This is a genomic window from Brasilonema sennae CENA114 (genome assembly GCF_006968745.1).
Lineage (GTDB): Bacteria > Cyanobacteriota > Cyanobacteriia > Cyanobacteriales > Nostocaceae > Brasilonema > Brasilonema sennae.
Genome location: NZ_CP030118.1, coordinates 3,505,483 through 3,525,895 on the forward strand (window position 1 = coordinate 3,505,483; position 20,413 = coordinate 3,525,895).

General features: G+C 41.8%; 16 protein-coding genes and 1 pseudogene. 11 read left to right on the plus strand and 6 right to left on the minus strand.

Translation table 11 applies throughout. From position 1 onward, the window contains the following. Positions 1 to 150: 150 nt before the first annotated feature. Positions 151 to 1,305 carry an NAD-dependent epimerase/dehydratase family protein gene (locus tag DP114_RS14935; RefSeq protein ID WP_171978201.1) on the minus strand — a complete coding sequence of 385 codons (1,155 nt, stop codon included), beginning with the start codon at positions 1,303 to 1,305 and terminating at the stop codon, positions 151 to 153. A gap of 312 nt (positions 1,306 to 1,617) precedes the next feature. Between DP114_RS14935 and DP114_RS14940 the strand changes: the two genes are divergently transcribed. The 5 genes from DP114_RS14940 to DP114_RS34990 all read left to right on the plus strand — a co-directional run bounded on the left by DP114_RS14940 (position 1,618) and on the right by DP114_RS34990 (position 5,471). Continuing rightward, entirely contained in the window at positions 1,618 to 1,965 is a 348-nt protein-coding gene (locus DP114_RS14940; protein WP_169262905.1) for a slr0373 family blue light stress response protein, read from the plus strand. 95 nt (positions 1,966 to 2,060) lie between these two features. After that, on the plus strand, positions 2,061 to 3,572 hold the full coding sequence (ycf46, locus tag DP114_RS14945) for a stress-responsive protein Ycf46 (protein ID WP_171976454.1): 1,512 nt from the start codon (positions 2,061 to 2,063) through the stop codon (positions 3,570 to 3,572). A 140-nt stretch (positions 3,573 to 3,712) separates the two neighbouring features. Next, positions 3,713 to 4,063: a DUF1257 domain-containing protein gene (locus tag DP114_RS14950; protein ID WP_048868763.1), complete on the plus strand. Its 351-nt coding sequence runs from the start codon at positions 3,713 to 3,715 to the stop codon at positions 4,061 to 4,063. 581 nt (positions 4,064 to 4,644) lie between these two features. After that, positions 4,645 to 5,139, plus strand: coding sequence for a P-loop nucleotide/nucleoside kinase family protein (locus DP114_RS14955; RefSeq protein WP_171976455.1), 495 nt, complete (start codon positions 4,645 to 4,647; stop codon positions 5,137 to 5,139). A gap of 20 nt (positions 5,140 to 5,159) precedes the next feature. Continuing rightward, a complete protein-coding gene (locus DP114_RS34990) occupies positions 5,160 to 5,471 on the plus strand; it encodes a DUF433 domain-containing protein (RefSeq protein ID WP_246163191.1) in 312 nt (103 codons plus the stop codon). On the opposite strand, the pseudogene DP114_RS14965 reads toward DP114_RS34990, so the two are convergent. Then, a pseudogene (locus DP114_RS14965) lies at positions 5,409 to 5,576 on the minus strand (IS701 family transposase); the annotation flags it as partial. The gene DP114_RS34990 and the pseudogene DP114_RS14965 overlap by 63 nt on opposite strands. Before the next feature lie 120 nt (positions 5,577 to 5,696). Here DP114_RS14965 and DP114_RS14970 point away from each other — a divergent pair. Further along, a complete protein-coding gene (locus tag DP114_RS14970) occupies positions 5,697 to 5,927 on the plus strand; it encodes a DUF4926 domain-containing protein (protein ID WP_246163193.1) in 231 nt (76 codons plus the stop codon). 90 nt (positions 5,928 to 6,017) lie between these two features. Here DP114_RS14970 and gcvP read toward each other — a convergent pair whose 3' ends face one another. The 4 genes from gcvP to DP114_RS14990 form a co-directional block, all read right to left on the minus strand. Continuing rightward, complete coding sequence (gene gcvP / locus DP114_RS14975) at positions 6,018 to 8,912, minus strand: aminomethyl-transferring glycine dehydrogenase (protein ID WP_171976456.1); 2,895 nt, start codon at positions 8,910 to 8,912, stop codon at positions 6,018 to 6,020. A 244-nt stretch (positions 8,913 to 9,156) separates the two neighbouring features. After that, on the minus strand, positions 9,157 to 9,543 hold the full coding sequence (gene gcvH, locus DP114_RS14980; protein ID WP_169262901.1) for a glycine cleavage system protein GcvH: 387 nt from the start codon (positions 9,541 to 9,543) through the stop codon (positions 9,157 to 9,159). A 416-nt stretch (positions 9,544 to 9,959) separates the two neighbouring features. Beyond that, positions 9,960 to 11,102 (minus strand): glycine cleavage system aminomethyltransferase GcvT, encoded by a 1,143-nt coding sequence (gene gcvT / locus DP114_RS14985; protein WP_171976457.1) that lies wholly within the window; start codon positions 11,100 to 11,102, stop codon positions 9,960 to 9,962. A 66-nt stretch (positions 11,103 to 11,168) separates the two neighbouring features. Next, entirely contained in the window at positions 11,169 to 12,032 is an 864-nt protein-coding gene (locus tag DP114_RS14990) for an Rpn family recombination-promoting nuclease/putative transposase (RefSeq protein WP_169262899.1), read from the minus strand. Positions 12,033 to 12,633: 601 nt separating this feature from the next. On the opposite strand from DP114_RS14990, the gene DP114_RS14995 reads away from it, so the two are divergent. The 5 genes from DP114_RS14995 (at position 12,634) to DP114_RS15015 (ending at position 20,182) form a co-directional block, all read left to right on the plus strand. Further along, a complete protein-coding gene (locus DP114_RS14995; RefSeq protein WP_172195216.1) occupies positions 12,634 to 13,368 on the plus strand; it encodes a hypothetical protein in 735 nt (244 codons plus the stop codon). A 601-nt stretch (positions 13,369 to 13,969) separates the two neighbouring features. Then, positions 13,970 to 14,746: a hypothetical protein gene (locus tag DP114_RS15000; protein WP_172195217.1), complete on the plus strand. Its 777-nt coding sequence runs from the start codon at positions 13,970 to 13,972 to the stop codon at positions 14,744 to 14,746. A gap of 668 nt (positions 14,747 to 15,414) precedes the next feature. Beyond that, complete coding sequence (locus DP114_RS15005; RefSeq protein ID WP_216670001.1) at positions 15,415 to 16,116, plus strand: hypothetical protein; 702 nt, start codon at positions 15,415 to 15,417, stop codon at positions 16,114 to 16,116. Positions 16,117 to 16,242: 126 nt separating this feature from the next. Next, on the plus strand, positions 16,243 to 17,034 hold the full coding sequence (locus DP114_RS15010; RefSeq protein WP_169262898.1) for a hypothetical protein: 792 nt from the start codon (positions 16,243 to 16,245) through the stop codon (positions 17,032 to 17,034). 430 nt (positions 17,035 to 17,464) lie between these two features. Continuing rightward, positions 17,465 to 20,182, plus strand: coding sequence for a two-partner secretion domain-containing protein (locus DP114_RS15015; protein WP_171976461.1), 2,718 nt, complete (start codon positions 17,465 to 17,467; stop codon positions 20,180 to 20,182). The last annotated feature ends 231 nt before the right edge of the window (positions 20,183 to 20,413 follow it).

Sequence of the window (20,413 nt, forward strand, 5' to 3'; positions counted from 1 at the left end):
TACTGGAGTATTCAGCATTGAGGGAACTGTTGTGAGATTTTTAGGGACTTGGAACCTCAACTCCTCATTGGGTGGTAAGCGACTAATATTAAATTCTGAGTAGGTGAGTTATGACCTCGTTGTTTGTCAACAGCGGTCTTCAAGATTTACTTAATTCCTCCGCCAAGAGACTTTGGGTAGAATTTGATTTTGATCAACATGATCCTGATATTTAGTAGCAAAGTTCAACAGAGAATCGAGTAGGGAATCAGAAAGATAGTGAGGCTGCAAGCCAAGATCCAATAATTTGGTATTTTTGGCGTTGAAGTAATGTTCTTCTCTCTCGACTCTGGGATTATCTAAATGATTGATTTCAACATTCAATCCCATTGCATTACCGGCTTTCTTGACCATCATGGCCAAATCACCAACACTGAATTGTTCGGTAAATTGGTTAAACACGCGGAATTCTCCAGATTCAGCTGGGTTAGCAATTGCAATCTCAATACATCGTACTGTATCTCGAATATCTAAAAATCCCCGAGTTTGCCCACCTTTACCATAAACAGTCAGCGGATGACCAATAGCTGCTTGAATGCAGAAACGGTTTAGTGCAGTTCCGAACACGCCATCGTAATCAAGGCGATTAATCAACAGTTCGTCCATCCCTGTCTCTTCGGTTAAAACACCGTAGACAACGCCCTGATTCAAATCTGTTGCTCTTAATCCCCAAATCCGACAAGCAAAGTGGATATTGTGGCTGTCATGAACTTTGCTCAAGTGATACATTGAACCGGGCTGCTTGGGATAAGGAAGAGTATCTTTACGCCCATTGTGTTCTATAGTAATGTATCCTTCTTCGATATCGATGTTGGGTGTGCCGTATTCACCCATTGTCCCTAGCTTCACCATGTGACAGTTAGGAAAGTCTTCCCGCATTGCATACAGCAAGTTCAACGTACCAACTACGTTGTTCACTTGAGTCATAACCGCGTGTTCGCGGTCAATCATTGAAAAAGGTGCTGAACGCTGTTCACCAAAATGCACAATTGCTTCTGGCGAGAATGCGTGCAGGGCCTTACTCAGAAATTCGTAATTAGTAATATCGCCAATGAAAAGGTCGATAGATTTACCAGTTAAATCGTGCCAGCGCTGTATACGTTGCTGAATTGGCGCGATTGGGGTCAGAGTTTGCACCCCCAGTTCGTTATCCCAGTGCCGTCGCACTAAATTATCTAAGATACCAACTTCATGACCGCGATTTGAAAGGTAAAGTGCAGTTGCCCAACCGCAATACCCATCGCCACCAATAACCAGGACTTTCATTTTCACCAGTTTTTACTCGCTGATAGCTAAATCTACCAGGTTTGTGTCCCCTCTAATCATCAAAGATGGAGCAGGAAGTGAAGAAGTGAAGGTTGCCCCGTTCAAGCTAGTCGCGAAGTGCTTACGTACTTCTGCCTTTGTTCAAACGAGTTGTCGAATTTTCGACTATTACATTGTCCCTGGCAATAGTACTTCTGTTATATTATTAAGATATGTAACAAAAAAAGCGTCAAAACGCTTTGACGTCTTGACAAGGAATTGAGGTTCCGATATCGTGATATACATACCCGGGTAAGACCGCTAAAAAGTAATATGCAAGCTAAGCAAAAGATTACATTGTATCTGTCGCCAGAACTGCACAGGAAGTTAAAGATTCGCTCGGCAATTGACTCGGAACCGATGTCAGAACTAGCGGAACGTGCCTTAGACTTCTACCTGGCAAATTCGGAATTAGTAGAGGAAGCACAAGCATCATATGGAAGGACGCACAGAGTTTATTCTTGTCCAACTTGCGAAACTTCAGTTGTGCTGCGAGATGCAGAATTGGTCAGTCTGGGTCACCAACCCGGAATGATTGGTCATCAGCAAGAGCGTCTTGCGATTGATGAAATGGATCGGAACCAAAATCAAAAGGGTAAGGAAGAGCTAGTTCCTTGCTAAATAGGAATCATGAATATCAAATTCATAGTTTCCCTGTTCGTAACATAGCAAAGCGAAGTCTGTACTGTCTGTAAAGGTCTCAAGTAGGTCGATGTATGAAAGAAGAGCTCAGTATCCTCATTCAAGCTCAATACCCTTTAATCTACCTTGTGACCTCCGAGGAAGAGCGGGCTGAGCAGGCAATTTCTACAATCGCTCAATCGTCAAAGCCACAGCGAAAAGTGTATGTTTGGACAGTAACTCACGGCATCGTGGAGTATGGTCAACCCCGGAACGTCACTCAACATAACACCGTTTCTCCGGAAGCGGCAGTTGAATGGATTATCCGGCAGAAAGAACCAGGTATATTTATTCTTAAAGATTTACATCCATTTATAGATGCGCCAGCGACAACAAGGTCATTGCGTGATGCGATCGCCAGCTTTAAGGGGTTGCACAAGAATGTTATCTTGATGTCACCGATGCAGCAAGTCCCAATTGAACTGGAAAAGGAAGTTGTCGTTCTTGATTTTCCGCTTCCAGACATGGGAGATTTAAATAAAGTTTTATCTACTCATTTGGATCAAAACCGTGGACGGCGGTTAGCAACAGAAGCGCGTGAAAAACTCTTAAGGGCGGCTCTAGGATTAACTAAAGATGAAGCGGAAAAAGTCTACCGTAAGGCACAGGTCACTACAGGGCGTCTGACGGAAGATGAAGTAGACATAGTTTTATCTGAGAAAAAGCAGCTAATTCGGCGCAATGGTATATTAGAATACATAGAAGAAGACGCAACTATTGATGCTGTTGGTGGCTTGGAAGAGTTGAAAAGGTGGCTGAAGCAGCGCTCTAACGCTTTTACAGAGAGGGCGCGTGAGTACGGTTTACCTCAACCAAAAGGTATGCTAATCTTAGGAGTCCCAGGTTGTGGTAAATCCTTAATTGCCAAAACAACTTCTCGACTGTGGGGTTTGCCACTACTGCGATTAGATATGGGGCGAGTCTATGATGGCTCAATGGTAGGACGTTCAGAAGCAAATTTACGTAACGCCTTAAAAACAGCAGAATCTATTTCACCCGCAATTTTATTTATAGACGAGTTAGATAAATCATTTGCTGGAAGTGGAGGTTCTGGAGATTCTGATGGTGGAACTTCCAGCCGGATATTCGGCTCTTTCCTCACCTGGATGCAAGAAAAGAAATCACCAGTATTTGTCATGGCAACAGCCAACCGAGTTGAACGTCTACCTGGTGAATTTTTGAGGAAAGGTCGCTTTGATGAAATTTTCTTTGTAGATCTGCCCACCCCAGAAGAGCGCCAAGACATATTCACGATACACTTGTCTAAGCGCCGAGAAGACATCTCGCGATTTGACCTAGAACAACTTTCTAAGATGTCTGACGGATTTTCTGGAGCAGAAATTGAACAAGCGATTGTTGCGGCAATGTACGAAGCTTTTGCCCAAGATCGGGAGTTCACACAATTAGATATTATTGCGGCTATTAAAGCAACACTGCCGTTGTCGCGTACGATGCAAGAACAAGTCACAGCTCTCAGAGACTGGGCTAGACAACGAGCAAGACCAGCCGCATCCTCCGTTGCTGAGTATCAGCGAATGGAGTTCTAAAAGCTTTCTCCTGCTACCACAGGGGGAAAGGCTAGCGCCAAAAAGCTAGCAGTTATGAAAAAACCGCGTCTTGGTAAACGCGGCTTCGCTTAAAACAAACTGTTGTCTTTTTCTCTACTTTCTCATTGGAGGAAACCCAAATGTCTCACTTTAGCACTCTGCGTACCAAAATCACCGATGCAGAAATTCTTAAGTCTTCCCTGCGCGATCTAGGCATCTCTGTTAAGACTGAAGCTGATGTTCGTGGTTACAACGGTCAGCGTGTTCGTTCCGACATCGTTGCAGTTTTGGAAGGCGAGTATGATCTCGGTTGGTCTCGCAACAGCGATGGTTCCTTCGATCTGATCGCAGACCTATGGGGTGTTGCTAAGAAGCACAACCAAACCGAGTTGATCAACTCCATCAACCAAAAGTATGCCGTTAACAAAACCCTGGCAGAAGTGAAGCAACGCGGTCTGCAAAACGCCAACGTTAAGTTGGTATTGCAATAGTCATATCTCTGCGCGTTCCCAAAGCTGCACGGGTTAACCAGGTTAATAGCGGTTAGCCCGCTTTTTTTACGGACTAGGATAATTCCTAGTCCGTTAATTTTTTTATGCCTTGGAACCTACGAGGAAAGAAACCAGGACTTACGCAAAGGTAACGTATTTTCGTCCGCAGCGACGAGCGTATCCCCTGCGGAGACGCTACGCATACGCGTAGCGTGCCGAATAGACCTGTTGCACGAATCAAGAAAACAGGGCAAGTTCATATTGGATGTTATACAGAAAATTTCTGAATAACAGCGATGAATATACTGAACAACTCTTTCTTACGTACAAAATCAGGTGAATATACGGAATTTTTCACCTAACATCTGAAAAAGGATAATATACAGAAAATTTCTTGATATCCACCCCAAATTGAGTAGTTATACGGGAATAGCTGTATCATAGTTAGATATGGACGATATACATAAAATTTCTTGATATTTATGATTAAATGCCTGTAACCCTTTCTCTATTTAAATCGCGAGCATGTGATATACGGAAAGTTTCTGCATAATAAATAGTTAGGCTGAGGGACATAGGACATGAAGCAGCGAGGAAAGCTCTTCTTCTTTTGCGGAAAGATGGCGGCGCGAAAATCGAGCCTTGCAAGGGAAATAGCGCGGCGAGAGGACGCGGTTTTGGTAGTGCAAGACCAGTTGCTGATCAAGTTGTTTCCGGGCGAAGTCGTGGACATCCCTAGCTTCGTCAAGTATTCATCAATGCTGAGAGATGCTCTTGCGGCGCACATATGCTCACTGCTCTTAAAGGGCATATCTGTTGTGCTCGACTTTCCTGGCAACACGAGAACGCAGCGTGCCTGGTTTCGGGAGCTATTTGAACGTGCGAACGCCGATCATGAGTTGCACTACGTCGATGTAACTGACGAGTTGTGCAAGCGTCAGCTGCGGGAGCGGAGTAGGGAGCTTACTGAAGGCTCAGCTTTTACGAGCGATGCCGAATTTGATGCCATTACAAAGTACTTTCAGGCACCATCAGACGATGAGAACTTTAACGTCATTCGTCATCAGCGCGGCTAACACTTCATGGCGGCGGACAGGTGAAAGCCGTTGGTGAGGTTGCAAAGGTTAACTGCCGCCGCTGCATTTTGCCGTGTAACCGCGATCGCTCTGCTTTAGTCTGCTGGCATGGTAATAAAAGAAAAGGTATCCGACCATGCCAACGCACAAACAACCTATCGTATCCGGGAAAACCAGTGATTGCAGGAACTCGCATCACAGTTGAAATAATTCTTGAAAAACTTGCTGCTGGTGAAACCCCAGAGCAAATACTGGGACTTAAACAAAAATTAAGCCCAAATGTAGCCCAAACTGACTTTATAAGCGGAGAATACGTCACGATTATGGGTTAACCAATCAAAAAATTGATAAGACATAGCTGTTCTAAAGGCTTCCAAAGCTTCAGTAAAGGTGTTCAAAGGTTTGTTTGCCCACCTTCGTCTTAAGCCCCCTGTCATTAGTCCTTGAATCAAATCTTGCTGTTGAAGTGCAGTTGTGAGGAGTGCGTGGATTGTACGAGATACAGAAAAATTTCCTCGTTTAGTAAGTTGTTATATTCTTTTAGATAAGGGCTGAGTATGAATTCACAAATTAAGTTACTTGATGTAGTTGCATTGCTGAAAGATATACCAGAGTTCGATTTGTATAGGGGACAGGTTGGAACAATTGTTGAAGAGTATGAGCCTGGAGTATTTGAAGTAGAGTTTAGCGATACTGATGGTCACACTTATGTGATGGAAACATTAGAAGCTGACAAGTTGATGATTTTGTATCATCAGCGATTGGCAGAAAATAGGATTGCTATGTAGCATTGGTGAAGGAAATTCATATTAGGATGAGTAACTCTTTCTCTGAAAAGTATTGAGCGAGGAATAAAAACTCCTCACTCCTCATTCTATTTAATACGCATCCATTGGCAGACAAGAGCAAACAAAATTTCTATCTCCATATGCGGCGTCAATACGACCAACACTGGGCCAGAATTTGTGTTCACGAGTCCAAGGTGCTGGGTAAGCAGCTTGTTCCCGTGAGTAGGGATGATTCCATTCTCCGACAATCAGACTTTCTGCTGTGTGGGGTGCATTCTTCAAGACATTATCTTGGGCATCCATTTTACCTGATTCAATTTCCGCGATTTCTTGGCGAATAGCAATCATTGCATCACAGAAACGGTCTAACTCTTCTTTGGATTCACTTTCTGTGGGTTCCACCATGATTGTACCTGCCACAGGCCAGGAAACCGTTGGTGCATGGAAGCCATAATCCATTAGGCGCTTGGCAATATCATCGATTTCGATATTTGCAGATTTTTTGAGCGATCGCAAATCCAAAATACACTCATGAGCAACTAAACCATTTTTCCCTTTATACAAAACGGGATAGTAAGATTCAAGTCTGTTGGCGATATAGTTTGCATTCAAAATTGCGACTTTGGTTGCTTCCGTCAAACCATCTGCACCCATCATAGCAATATACATCCAAGATATCACGAGAATACTCGCGCTTCCCCAAGGTGCAGCGGAAACTGCACCCATTTTTTGTTCACCGTCCATTTCAACAACAGCGTGCCCAGGAAGAAATGGTACCAGATGGGAAGCAACGCCAATAGGTCCCATACCAGGACCACCGCCACCGTGTGGGATACAGAAGGTTTTATGCAAGTTCAAGTGACAAACATCCGCGCCGATATCTCTCGGACGACAAAGCCCCACTTGAGCATTCATATTCGCCCCATCCATGTAAACTTGTCCACCGTGAGTGTGAACAACAATACAGATTTCCTGAATTTGCTCCTCAAACACACCATGAGTTGAGGGATATGTTACCATTAACGCCGCAAGTTCTTTACTATGCTTTTGAGCTTTTGCCTTAAGGTCATCTAAATCAACATTACCTTCAGCATCACAAGCAACAGCAACCACTTTCATCCCACACATCACAGCACTTGCAGGGTTTGTCCCATGTGCAGACTGGGGAATCAAACAAACATTCCGGTGTCCTTCCCCTCGACTTTCATGATACTTCCTAATGACGAGCAACCCTGTATATTCACCTTGAGAACCAGCATTTGGTTGCAGCGAAACTCCCGCAAATCCTGTGATTTGTCCTAACCATTCCTCTAGCTGCTGGAACAGGATTTGATAACCCCGTGTTTGTGAGAGTGGTGCAAAAGGATGTATTTTGCCAAACTCAGCCCATGTGACTGGTATCATCTCAGATGTGGCATTAAGCTTCATCGTACATGATCCTAAAGGAATCATCGATGTTGTCAGCGACAAATCCTTAGCTTCCAGCTTGTGCAGGTAACGCAACAACTCAGTTTCTGAGTGATAGCGGTTGAAAACGGGGTGAGTGAGGTAGCTAGTGGTACGGGGGAGAAAAAGAGCAGAGGAATGTCCGGAAGCCGGGGGGAAGAGTAGATCGTCGCCAAAAGCGAAAATTTCCAAGAGGTCGATTAAGTCTTTTTCTGTAGTCGTTTCGTCTAAGGATATACCTACAGTAGTTGTGTTTAAAATGCGTATGTTAATGTTATCTGCTTTACAAGCTTGTAAAATCTCATCTAAACTCCGTTCTCCTAAATCGACTTGCAGGGTATCAAAGAAATATTCAGAACCAATGCTGTAACCCAAACGTTTTAATCCTTCTGACAGCATCACAGTCTTTTGGTGGATGTTCTCAGCAATTCTTTTGAGTCCATCAGGACCGTGGTATACAGCATACATACTTGCCATGACTGCCAGCAACACTTGTGCTGTACAGATATTACTAGTTGCTTTTTCGCGGCGAATGTGCTGTTCACGGGTTTGCAAAGCAAGGCGCAACGCAGGTTTACCCTGAGCATCTTTTGATACACCAACAATTCGCCCTGGAACTTGACGCTTATACTCTTCTTTGGTGGCAAAGTAAGCTGCGTGAGGTCCCCCGTAGCCCAAGGGAATACCAAAGCGCTGAGTGCTTCCTACAGCAATATCAGCACCAAATTCACCTGGGGGTGTTAGCAAAGTCAGACTTAAGGGGTCTGCTGCTACCGTTACCAATGCTCCCATAGCATGGGCTTTTTCTATAAAAGCGCGGTAGTCATAGATTGTGCCATCGCTGGCGGGGTACTGGAGAATTGCCCCAAAAATGGGTTCAGAAAAATCAAAGGTTTGATGATCTCCGACAATAATATCAATTCCCAAAGGTTGAGCGCGTGTTTGCAACACATCTATAGTTTGGGGATGACACTCACGAGAGACAAAATAGGTATTTGCTTTATTTTTGCAAAAACCATAGCTCATAGTCATCGCTTCTGCGGCTGCTGTGGCTTCATCTAGCAATGAAGCATTAGCAATTTCTAAACCTGTTAAGTCAATAATCATGGTTTGGAAATTCAGCAGCGCTTCGAGTCGTCCTTGGGCAATTTCTGGCTGATAGGGAGTGTAGGCGGTATACCAACCAGGGTTCTCTAGAATATTGCGTCCAATCACAGGTGGGGTGATACAGTCGTAGTACCCCATACCAATAAACGAGCGGAAAACTTGATTTTTGGAAGCGATTTCCTTGAGCTGAGCAAGTGCTGCGTACTCATTTTCTGCTTCTGGTAACTCTAATGAATCAGATAACCGAATTGCCTGCGGCACTGCTTGGTCAATAAGTTCATCAAGAGTACTATAACCCAGCACCTCAAGTAAATGCTTGATATCACTGGATGATGATCCAATATGCCGTTCTTGAAAAGAACTTAACTTTTGGCTACTTTCCCCTGACATCTGCTGATGGTTTGATTTAGGACGAGGAACATTAGTTACCACGAACTGCTCTCCGACGCGACTACTTCATATTTTGCAACAATTCTGTTTGACGCGTTGGGTATAATTTGTCAATTTCTCAAAATTAATGAAGTTTTTTTAGAAAAAGTCATAAAACTTTTCCGGATACCGTAGGGACAAGGACAAACAAGAGTGAGGGAAGTAGAGAAACACAGAGGCAGGGAAGAGTTAATGATCAATCACTCTTTCCTCACACTCCTTCACTCCCTTACTCCCTCACTCCGTTCTATCCTTCTACCTGAATGCTGTATTCACTTGCAGTCAAGGCATCATCAATTTCACCAGACTTGTTAACGCGTACTTTGAGCAACCATCCTTCCCCATAAGGATCTTCTGCCAATTGTTCTGGTGATTCTATCAAAAGTTCATTGCGTTCTATAACTGTACCAGTAACTGGGGAATTAAGGTCTTCCACAGCTTTCACGGATTCAATTGTGCCAAAGGTTTCTTCCTTGGAGACAGCGTCACCAATATCTGGGAGATCTAAAAACACAATGTCACCTAATTGGTCTACCGCAAAGTCGGTAATGCCAATGGTGGCAATTTCGCCTTCAAGACGCACGTATTCATGAGTATCTAAGTATCTCAAATCTTCAGGATATTCAAAGGGCATACCACTTCCTCATCCACATAAAAAAATTACTACACCGATAGCGATTTCCGCTATATCTATTTAACTGTTATCAGTTATCTATTTCATCCCTTGGTTAAGGGTTGAGCTACCACAGTGGCTCAAAAATTGACGCATTCACGAATTAAAAATTCAAAAAAATATTTTTTTGAAATTCGGTTCGCAGTGAAGGAGCCAATTAAGCGAAGGGATTGTGATGAGCGACTACGAACACCCAACGGGAGAGCTAGTCGTGAAGGCGCAGGAAACCGTTCGGCTGAGCTCACGGCCGAAGCCTTCCTACATAACGCGCTTACTCACCACTTACCTGCTATGTTAAAATCCGACCAAGAGCAGTTGCTGGGGTTTTACGCCAGTCGTCTCAAGTGCCGGTCTAAATTACACTATACCCATTCGCTTCATTCAAAATTCTTCACACGGTTTTTTGATCGATAAAACGGACGTTTTACCACAACCGCTGGGTAAGCTTTGCCACGAATTTCTACTTCTAGCTGCTGATTCACAGTCGCTAGTTGACTGGGAACATAGGCTAAGGCTATGGGATAACCAAGAACTGGTGATAGTGTACCACTAGTCACCTCTCCAACGACCACACCAGTTGATAACACTTGATAGCCATGACGGGCAATGTTACGCCCTTGCATTTGCAAACCTACTAGTCGGCGTTGAACTCCAGCAGCTTTTTGCTGTTCCAAAACTGAGCGACCGATAAAGTCTCCTTTGGTATCAAGATGAACTAGCCAGCCTAAACCAGCTTCTAATGGAGTCGTCGTGTCGTCAATATCCTGGCCGTAAAGTGGCATTGCTGCTTCTAGCCTGAGGGTGTCTCTCGCACCTAGTCCGCAAGGAATGACACCAGCATTGATTAGACTTCTCCACAATTCTACCCCCACATCTAAATCTAACATCACCTCAAAGCCATCTTCCCCGGTGTAACCCGTGCGGGCAAGAAATGCTGGTTTACCTAGTACTGTTCCCTGCAAGTGCCCAAATGCTTTAATAGATGTTAAATCTTCTTGCACCAAGGTCTGAAGAATGCTTACGGCTTTTGGTCCTTGCACGGCAATTAAGACTTTTTCAAGTGAAAGGTCTTGGAATTTCACTTGATTTTGGTCAAGATGTTGCAAGAGCCATGTTTTATCTTTGTCAGTAGTAGCCGCATTGACAATTATCACTCCCCGTTGTTCACCAGTGGCGTCTTCGCCTTGGTAGTAAAAGATGATGTCGTCAATGATACCACCTTTATGATTTAATAAGACAGTGTATTGAGCTTGACCGGCTTGCAAGCGGCTTAAATCTGAAGGAACTAAAAGCTGGAGTTGAGATATAAGGTTCTTCCCTTGCAAAGTAAATTTACCCATGTGGGAAATATCGAACATTCCTGCTGCATTTCTCACAGCCTCGTGTTCCTTGGTTATGCCAACAAATTGCACGGGCATTTCCCAACCACCAAAAGTGGTGAGTCGTGCTTTGAGTTCTTGTGCAAGTTCAAATAAAGGCGATCGCGCTAAGGATAGGATGATTTCTTCTTGATTAGCCACAGGTCTATTTGTTTAGATACGTTTGTCTGTAGTATTTCACTTTTGGTATCTACAGTGTACTTAAACCTAATTTGATTGATCTTGCAACCAAGTCGTTAAATCTGCTTGAGTTGAAAAATCCAATAGTGCTTCGGCAAGATTCTCCAGTTGTTCGATAGATAGCTGACTGATACGCTCTTGCAATTGCTGATCCATGTTACCAATGCGGCGTCGAAGCTGACGCATAATTAACTCTAGAGCTTTTTCCTGTCTGACTTCCTCAAGGATTTCCTCACGGACTTCCTCATAAAATCTGGTTTTTTTGATATCAAAATCACCCAATCCAAACATCCTCACCAACTCCTGACGACTGATGCGCGGTAATTTGTATAGTACAATTGTTTCTATTAAATCTAGCACTTGCTGTACAAGCGCTGCATTGGTTAGCTCTGTGCGTGTCCTGGCAATCAAGTTTTTGGCTAATGCGGGAGTTTGTTTTTCATTTTCAACTATTAATTTAATGATACCAACTCCCAAAGATTGTTCAGCCCTATCCCCAAGCTCATTCAGATATAATCGTGTTACAAGTTGACTTTCGAGTAAGACTTGATAGGGTTCGACTTTTGTTGGTTCGATGCTACGGCGAGGAAATATAACGACTGCTCTCCAAGCCTTGGTTGGTGCGTAAAGTCGCAAATACAGAAATATTTCTGAAAATAAACGGGCGTAAAATTCGGTATCTTTTTGAAACTGAACCTCAACAAAATAAATTGGGCGAGTACTAGCATCAGCAGTGGGAAGAAAGACTCCATCAATACGAAATGCTGTTTGTTTTAATTCTACAGAAGCGAAATTATATGCATTTGCCTCATAAGATTGCAGGTTAATTAATTCAAAGAAAGCATTCGGAAAGGTTGTGAATAGGCGATAAAAAATGGAGTCGGTTTTCATTTGAACTTAAATAAGTATTCTTTGTATTCTATGCCGCCTCTTTTCAATACCAACTCAATTCGCGCTTTGCGATGGTGCGGAGCAGCTGCCAAAGGCGATCGCTTCGCTACAGCATAGCGGCAGATCGCATTTCATTCATAGGTGCTTGGTGGGCGATAAGCCGGAGGCTTGACGCTACGCGTATCGCACAAAGTAAAAGACGCGATGAGCGCGTATCGCTATAAGTGAGCGTGAATTTGAATCTGGCGATCGCCTCCACCTTCTCAATACAAACAGTACAAACACCAGGAAAAGCTCAAAGCTAAATATAAACACTCATAAATAGCTTAATTTCTTCAACAACACCCTGGCAATTTACGAAAGGTGGACACTGGGGTGAAGTTAATGTGAACCTAGTATGTCTTTTTTATGAATTATTGACATAACGTCTAGCAGAAATACTGTTGACCGTGGTTTTATATTGTTTAGGAAATGCTCTCCGAAAGATGTTATCAACTAGCAGTTTCCATTCCACGAGATTAGTTTTAAAGAATGCGGGTGCAGCCTTTAACAACTTTCTCATTCATTGCACACATCGTAAAGCAATTTGAGAGGTTATTGAATGATGATTAATAGATTGGCAAAATTTATATCAGCAGCTACTGTATTAGCTATGACAGTTTCTTTCGCTCCACAATCTGCTCTGGCTCAAAAATTCTCTGGTGCTGTAAATAATAACATTGAAGATACACTGGAATTTGATCTTGAAACCTCTGCTCCTAACAGATCAGGGATATTCTATGGAGCAATTCAAAACCCAGTGTATATTGATAAACCTCCCTTTCAACTTGGTGACTCCACCGAAACTTCTAGAGAGTATAAATTTAATCCAGCAGATTTGAAAGTTTCTTTAGCAGAGATTTCAGACTCATTGCGAAATGTACTCAATACTCAAAGCAGTGGCAGTAGCTTCGAGAATAAATATGGCAGTACTGTAGTCAAATATGAAGCTAGGTTAGAAGATAACTCAAATCCAAAAAACTTCGTTAACTTTGCATTTTATGCTCCCTACACTGAGCCATTCACTAATCTAAATTCTCTATCTGTTTTCAATGCATCAAATTTAACTCCATTTTTGAATTCTCAAGGGCAAGTTATATTTCCAAAATACATTAGCCCTTTGAATGAGTCTGATCCTCAACTTAATCCTCTACCTAATAGTACTCTTTTGTTCTTGACTCCGACTCCTGATGATGTAACCAAGGTTCCAGAACCTGCTGGTACAGCAAGTTTACTGGGTTTTGGAATTGTGAGTACAGCATTATTGCGCAAACGTAATAAATGCTTGAAGGCATGATGTTATCTCATCACAAGGTTTTCAGCTTAAGTTGACAAGAAATAGTAACAGAAGCCGACAAGCTCCTTTGTCTCCAGACTAAAGTAGAGGCAGCACGTTTGCGGGGGCTATGTCTAAAGCCAAATATCCCAGCTTTTCTCTACCGCGAATGTAAAGCAGCAGCACTTTGCGATACGCGGATCGTCAAGCCTCTGGCTTATCGCCACAGCTGATCGTGAATTTGAAACTGGCGATCGCCTAGCGCCTCTACTTTCTCGATACAAACAGAAGCCTACAAACACCAGCAAAAGTGACAAACTAAGCATAAACACTCATCAAGAGCTTGGTTTCTTCAAAAATACCTTCGCCAATTTAGGAAAAGTGGACACTGTGGTGAAGTTACTGTGAAGATAATATGTTTTTTTCATCAGGATTTTACATCAAGTCTAGCAAAAATACTGTTGACCGTGGTTTTATATTGTTTAGGAAATTCTTTCCGAAAGATGTTATTAACTCAGAGTTTCCATTCCACAGGGTTAGTTTTAAAGAATGCGGGTGCAGACTTTAACAACTTTCTCATTAATTGCACAGATGGCAAAGCAATTTGAGAGGTTATTTAATAATGATTAAGAAATTAGCAAAAATTATATCAGCAGCCGCTCTATTAACTACGGTATTTTCTCTAGTTCCACAATCTGCTCTAGCTCAAAAATTTTCTGGTGCTACTAATAACAGTGTAGCTAGATTTTCATTTGATCTTAACACCTCTGCTCCTTACACTGGAGGAGTATTCTCTGGAGCAATTCAAAATGCAATTTATGACATTAATGGTGGGACTGGGACATCATCTTCACCTCAAGATAGAAGAGTTTTTTTTCAACCAGGAGATTTGGCAATTTCTTTAGAAACACTTTCAGAGTCAGAATTGAAGAATACTTCAGGAACAGGATTGAACGATAGAACAAGTAGCTTTCAGGGGAAATTTGGCACTACAGTAGTTAAGTATCAAGCTACAGTAGAAGCTACATTAGAAAATGATCCACAATTATCATCTGGAAGAAGATTCCTTAGTTTTGAATTTTATGCTCCTTACGTTGAACCCTTCACTAATCTAACTTCTCTCTCTGTTTTCAACGCATCAAACTTAACTCCATTTTTGAATCCTCAAGGTCAAGTTGAATTTCCAGAAAACATTGATTATGGAAATAATCCTCTTGATCTATCTCCTAGACCAACATTTCGTGGGTTTATCTTCACTCCTGGTTCTGATGATGTAACTAAGGTTCCAGAGCCTGCTATTACGGCAAGCTTACTAGGATTTGGAATTGTGAGTACAGCATTATTGCACAAACGTAATAAACGCCTGAAAGCAAGTCTATCTAATGGTAAAAGACGATAGTGAAGGTGTTCAAAAAAGCTAATTAGCTATTTTCGTATCAAGGCTATTTACAGCGATTTTCAGTTAATTGAACCACAGATTTTTCTAGGGGAACGGCAATGCTGGATACGGTCGCGCGAATTATTTCTTAACATTGCAAGATTCGATAAACCCTTTGTTTTGGCAAATGTTGGGTTGACGCAAGAAAACCCAACCTACGAAAAAATAAGGTTTGGAAGTATTAAGTTATATTTCGCCAACAGTATCATCTGCCCCCACTCCGTGGTGAATTTACTTTAAAACAGCTGTAATTCTATACATTACCAGCCGAAAATAAGTTTCCATATCAATACAAACAGGAGCTTACAAACACCAGGAAAAGCTCTAAAACAAGCATACAAACTCATAAATAGCTTGATGTATTCAGCAATACCCTATCAATTTCTGAAAGGTAGACACAGTTGTGAAGGTATTATGAATTAAATATGTTTTTTAGATAAAAATATCATACAAACTATAGTATAAACACTGTTGACTGTGCTTTGATAAGACTCATCAATTTTCTGCATAGATGTTACTAACCCAAAGTTTATATACCACAAGATTGATTTTAGGAAACGCAAGTGCAGAATGTAACAACTTCGTCAGAAATTCCAAAGATTTGAAACATTTTGAGAGGTTTTTTAACAATGATTAACAAATTAGCAAAAATTATATCAGCAGCCGCTGTATTGACTATGACAGCTTCTTTAGGCCCAGAATCTGCTCTTGCTCAAAAATTTTCTGGTGGTGCAAATAACACTGCAGATAGACTGGAATTTGATATTAACACCTCTGCTACTTACAGCCAAGGAATATTCTCTGATGCAATTCAAAGGGCAGTCTATTATGATAACACTATTTCAAACACTCAATATAAATTTCAGCCAGGAGATCTAAAAGTTTCTTTAGAACAACTTTCAGACTCATTGCGGGATCTACTCAACAATAAAAACAACGGTAATCCAAGTAGCTTCGATGGGAAATTTGGCAGTACAGCACTTAAGTATGAATCTAGGTTAGTAGATAATTCAGGAAACTTCGTTAATTTTGCATTTTATGCTCCCGATATTGCTCCCTTTACCAATCGAAATTCTCTATCTGTTTTCAATGCATCAAATTTAACTCCATTTTTGAATTCTCAAGGTCAGGTTGAATTCCCAGAAGAGATTAGCAATTTGAATGGCGATTCTCTTGCTTCATCTAGAGGATTTATCGTAACTTTTGAGCCTGATAATGTAACCAAGGTTCCAGAACCGGCGGCTACAGCAAGTTTACTGGGTTTTGGAATTGTGAGCACAGTATTATTGCGCAAACGTAAGAAACGCCCAGAAACAAGTTTATCTAAATAGTACAAAGACGAGAGTAAAGGTGTTCTAAAAATCTAATTAACTGGGGTGCATCGTGATTTGAGCAAATTACCTCGTGCTCAGATTCAAAGTTGTGTCATTAACTTTCTCCTTAGTTGCTGAAATCCCTTGCCAGCAAGTATTTATTTTTGTCGAATGGGTGTAATGATGATTAACAAATTAGCAAAAGTTATATCAGCAGCCGCTGTATTGACGATGGCAGTTTCTTTAGCTCCACAATCTGCTCTAGCTCAAAAATTTTCTGGTCAAGCAAATAATGTAAACGACAGATTTTCATTTGAAATTAACCCCTCTGCTTCTTACACTGGAGGGATATTCTCTGGAGCAATTCAAAACGCAATCTATACTGATAATGACTCTCTTGCAGTTTTAAACGCTGAAACTCCTAAAGACTATAAATTGAATCAAGGAGATTTGAAAGTTTCTTTAGAATCCATTTCAGACTCCTTGCAGCAAGCACTCAATGTTCGAAGCAGTAGCTTCAAAGGTAAATTTGGCAGTACTGTAGTTAAGTATGAAGCTAGGTTAGAAGATAATTCCAATCCAAAAAACTTCATTCATTTTGCATTTTATGCTCCCTATACTGAGCCATTCACTAATCTAAATTCTCTATCTATTTTCAATGCATCCAATTTAACTCCATTTTTGGATAGTTCTGGTAGTGTTAGTTTTCCGAAGTATCTTTGGGGTTTAAAATTTGATGATAATCTGGAACCTAATCCTTTCAATGAGGATGATTATAGGACTTTTGACTGGACTCCTGATTCAGATAGAAAAAAGGTTCTAGAACCTGCCGCTACAATAAGCTTACTGGTTTTTGGAATTGTGAGTACAACATTATTGCGCAAACGTAATAAACGTCCAGAAATAAATCTATCTAATGCTAAAAAAACTCTGTGAAGGTGTAACAATCTAATTAGCTACTTCCGTATTTGGACAGGATTATCATCAGGTGAATATTGGTGAATATTGCTGATTTATACATTAATATTAGTCAGCAATACACACTCCATAGCGATTCTCAGTTACATACACTACAAAGTATGGGCACAGCGTGCCCCTACAAACGACACGGCAGTCGCATAAATTAATTTTTATATTACAGATAATCTTCCTGAGTTCAAGAAGTAGTAGAGTAACTTAGAAGATTTAATAAAGTATCTAACGAATCCAACGTAAGGTGCGCACTGCCCATTGCCTACGAATGACATAGGAAGGTAGGTAGTGCCCACCCTACAAATTAAAATTTTCAGTCACTCACCAACAACATCCCTGTCTCAACCCAAACCACGTCCTTTGTAAAAAATTCTTCATAACAAACGCATTTACTATGAAAAAGATATTGCCCATTTTGTTAACCTTACCCCTATGCACTATAGCGAGTTTTACTTCTATAGGTACACTCAGAGCGCAACAAGTGACTCCTGATGGAACTGTATCTACCACAGTGACTACTCCTGATGGAAAAATTTTCAACATCAATGACGGAACCATTCGGGGAGGAAACCTTTTTCATAGCTTCAAAGAATTTTCTGTTCCCACAGGTGGTTCGGCTAACTTTAATAATGCAGCTGATGTGCGAAACATCATCGGTCGGGTGACGGGTGGTTCTGTTTCTAGTATTGATGGTTTAATTAGGACACTCAACTCAGCTAACTTATTTTTACTCAATCCTGCGGGGATTATTTTTGGACCAAATGCCAGTTTGAATATTGGTGGTTCATTTTTGGGAAGTACTGCGAATAGTTTTGTATTTGGCAATGGGTTTGAGTTTAGTGCTACTGATCCCCAAGCACCACCGTTGTTAACAATCAATGTTCCGATAGGTTTACGATTTAGAGATAATCCTGGAAATATTGTTAATCAATCTCAAGCAAGTCTTGATGGAGCAACTAATACATTTAGTTCTCCTGCTGGGTTAAAATATCCTGCTGGGTTACAAGTTCCAAATGGAAAAACTTTAGCTTTAGTAGGCGGTAATGTTTCCTTATCAGCTGGTAATTTAACTGCACTTGGCGGAAGGATTGAGTTAGGTAGCGTTGATGGCGATAGTTTTGTGAGTCTGAATGAGATTAATACAGGCTATGCTCTGGGATATCAAGATGTTCAGAAATTTAGAGATATTCGACTATCTAACGGTGCACAAGTAGATACCACTGGTAATGGTGGTGGCGTTATCCAAGTGCAGGGTAAAAATATTACTCTCACAGAGAGTTCATCGATTCGTTCTGGTTCTCTTTCACAAGCAGGTGGAAATTTAATCATCAATGCTGCTGAGTCTGTGAAATTGAGTGGAGGTTCCGTAATTGGAACTTCTGCTGATGGTGAAGGTAAAGCTGGAGATGTATTGGTGAAAGCTTTTGATTCTGTAGAGTTAGAAGGAACTGCATCAGCTTTACCTACTTTTCTTTTCTCTCAAGTATGTGGTTTCTCTTCAGAATGTAGCACTGCTACGGGTAATGGTGGGAATATGACGATTGAAACAGGGAAACTACTCGTTCGAGATGGAGCCAATATTGATACTTCGACTTTCGGTGTTGGAAACGCAGGGAATATATTGATAAAAGCATCCAATTCCGTAGACGTGATAGGCACGGACAATAATCCAGATTATAAAATATCGAGTGGTATTCGTGCTCAAGTTGCCGAATATGCGATAGACAATCCAGGCAATGCAGGAACTCTAACTATTGAAACTCAACGATTAACTGTTCAAGGTGGAGCGCAGATATCTACTGCTGGTCGTAAAACTGGCGGCAATGGTGGAAATTTGACTATCAATGCGACAGATTCAATTCTCTTAAGTGGAGCTTCACCATTTTCTACAGGTGAATCTGTGGGTGATACCGGACGCAGTGGTCTTTTTGTATCTGCGGAACCAGGCGCTACTGGGAATGTGGGTAGCTTAAATTTAAACACTGGAGTGCTGACTGTTGAGAATGGAGCGAGAATTTCAGCAGATAATTTTGGTTCAGGTTCACCAGGTAGTTCAACTTTAGATGTCAGGCAATTGGTGATTCAAAATGGCGGGGAAGTCAAATCAGGTTCTTTCGCTACTGGTGATGGCGGAACTTTGATTGTCAATGCAACCGAGTCTGTGGATGTTATCGGTAGTAGAACCATTGCAGGTAAAACTCTCCCCAGCACTTTGTTCTCTGAAGCTTCAGGTGCTGGTAAAGCAGGGAATTTGATTATCAATACTCCAAATTTAAATGTCCGCAATGGTGGACGAGTGACTGTCAGTGCAACAGGAACTGGTGCTGCAGGTAATTTAACTGCAAATGTAAACACCATTCGCCTCAACCGAGGAAAACTCACTGCGCAAAACAACGCGGGAGACGGAGGTAACATCAACCTCCAAAACTTAGGTCTGTTGCGAATGGAAAATCAAAGTCTGATTTCTGCTCAAGCTTTTAATGATGCCAACGGTGGTAACATCACTATCAACGCTCCCAACGGTTTTGTGGTTGCTTTTCCTGGACAAAACAATGACATTGTTGCAAGTGCAGAACGAGGAACAGGTGGCAACATCGATATCAAGGCTACAAATATTTTCGGTTTGGAACAACGCAAGTCAACTCCCATAAATACAACCAATGACATTGATGCTAGCTCTCAATTTGGCTCTCAAGGAACTGTAATTATTAATACGCTAGATATTGATCCCAGTCGTGGATTATTTGAATTGTCTGAGAATGTCATCGATCCAGCACAGCAGATTGCCCAAAATCCCTGTATAAAAGGTTTTGGTAGTACTTTCACCGTCACTGGGCGTGGCGGGTTGCCAACTGATCCGAATAAAATCCTTAGTAGTGACAATGTGCGCGTTGATTTGATCCAGCCTGTTGTCAATCAAAAGAATTCCAGTAGTGACACTCAGAATCAGTCCTCCAGCAGTGCAAAAGCCAAACCCAAAGTCAAAGAGATAATACCTGCCCGAGGATGGATCTTCAATGAGAAAGGTCAGGTGGTTCTGGTAGGTTACGATCCTACCCAAACTGGTATACAACGTTCCCAGCCAACACCTCCTGCTTGCCCTGCCTTTTAAATCAGTTATCAGTTATCAGTTATCAGTTATCAGTCAATACGGTTGCTGTTAAAAATTGTTGGTAACCATTCCACATGTGTAGACTCAGATCTTGCACCTCGACTTTAGTACGCCTTGAACTGAAGTACCCTGCGGGAAGCCCTCCGGGTTCGGGGGTTCGCAATCGACGGGAACCGCCAAGACTGCGACCCCCTCACCGCCTCCGGCGTCTACAGGGCTACATAGCCAAAG

What these genes read in the sequence shown, in the direction of transcription:
- DP114_RS14935 (WP_171978201.1), bottom strand. Translation starts at nt 1,305, where the DNA reads ATGAAAGTCCTGGTTATTGGTGGCGATGGGTATTGCGGTTGGGCAACT.
- DP114_RS14940 (WP_169262905.1), top strand. Translation starts at nt 1,618, where the DNA reads ATGCAAGCTAAGCAAAAGATTACATTGTATCTGTCGCCAGAACTGCAC.
- ycf46 (WP_171976454.1), top strand. Translation starts at nt 2,061, where the DNA reads ATGAAAGAAGAGCTCAGTATCCTCATTCAAGCTCAATACCCTTTAATC.
- DP114_RS14950 (WP_048868763.1), top strand. Translation starts at nt 3,713, where the DNA reads ATGTCTCACTTTAGCACTCTGCGTACCAAAATCACCGATGCAGAAATT.
- DP114_RS14955 (WP_171976455.1), top strand. Translation starts at nt 4,645, where the DNA reads ATGAAGCAGCGAGGAAAGCTCTTCTTCTTTTGCGGAAAGATGGCGGCG.
- DP114_RS14970 (WP_246163193.1), top strand. Translation starts at nt 5,697, where the DNA reads ATGAATTCACAAATTAAGTTACTTGATGTAGTTGCATTGCTGAAAGAT.
- gcvH (WP_169262901.1), bottom strand. Translation starts at nt 9,543, where the DNA reads ATGCCCTTTGAATATCCTGAAGATTTGAGATACTTAGATACTCATGAA.
- DP114_RS14990 (WP_169262899.1), bottom strand. Translation starts at nt 12,032, where the DNA reads ATGAAAACCGACTCCATTTTTTATCGCCTATTCACAACCTTTCCGAAT.
- DP114_RS14995 (WP_172195216.1), top strand. Translation starts at nt 12,634, where the DNA reads ATGATGATTAATAGATTGGCAAAATTTATATCAGCAGCTACTGTATTA.
- DP114_RS15000 (WP_172195217.1), top strand. Translation starts at nt 13,970, where the DNA reads ATGATTAAGAAATTAGCAAAAATTATATCAGCAGCCGCTCTATTAACT.
- DP114_RS15005 (WP_216670001.1), top strand. Translation starts at nt 15,415, where the DNA reads ATGATTAACAAATTAGCAAAAATTATATCAGCAGCCGCTGTATTGACT.
- DP114_RS15015 (WP_171976461.1), top strand. Translation starts at nt 17,465, where the DNA reads ATGAAAAAGATATTGCCCATTTTGTTAACCTTACCCCTATGCACTATA.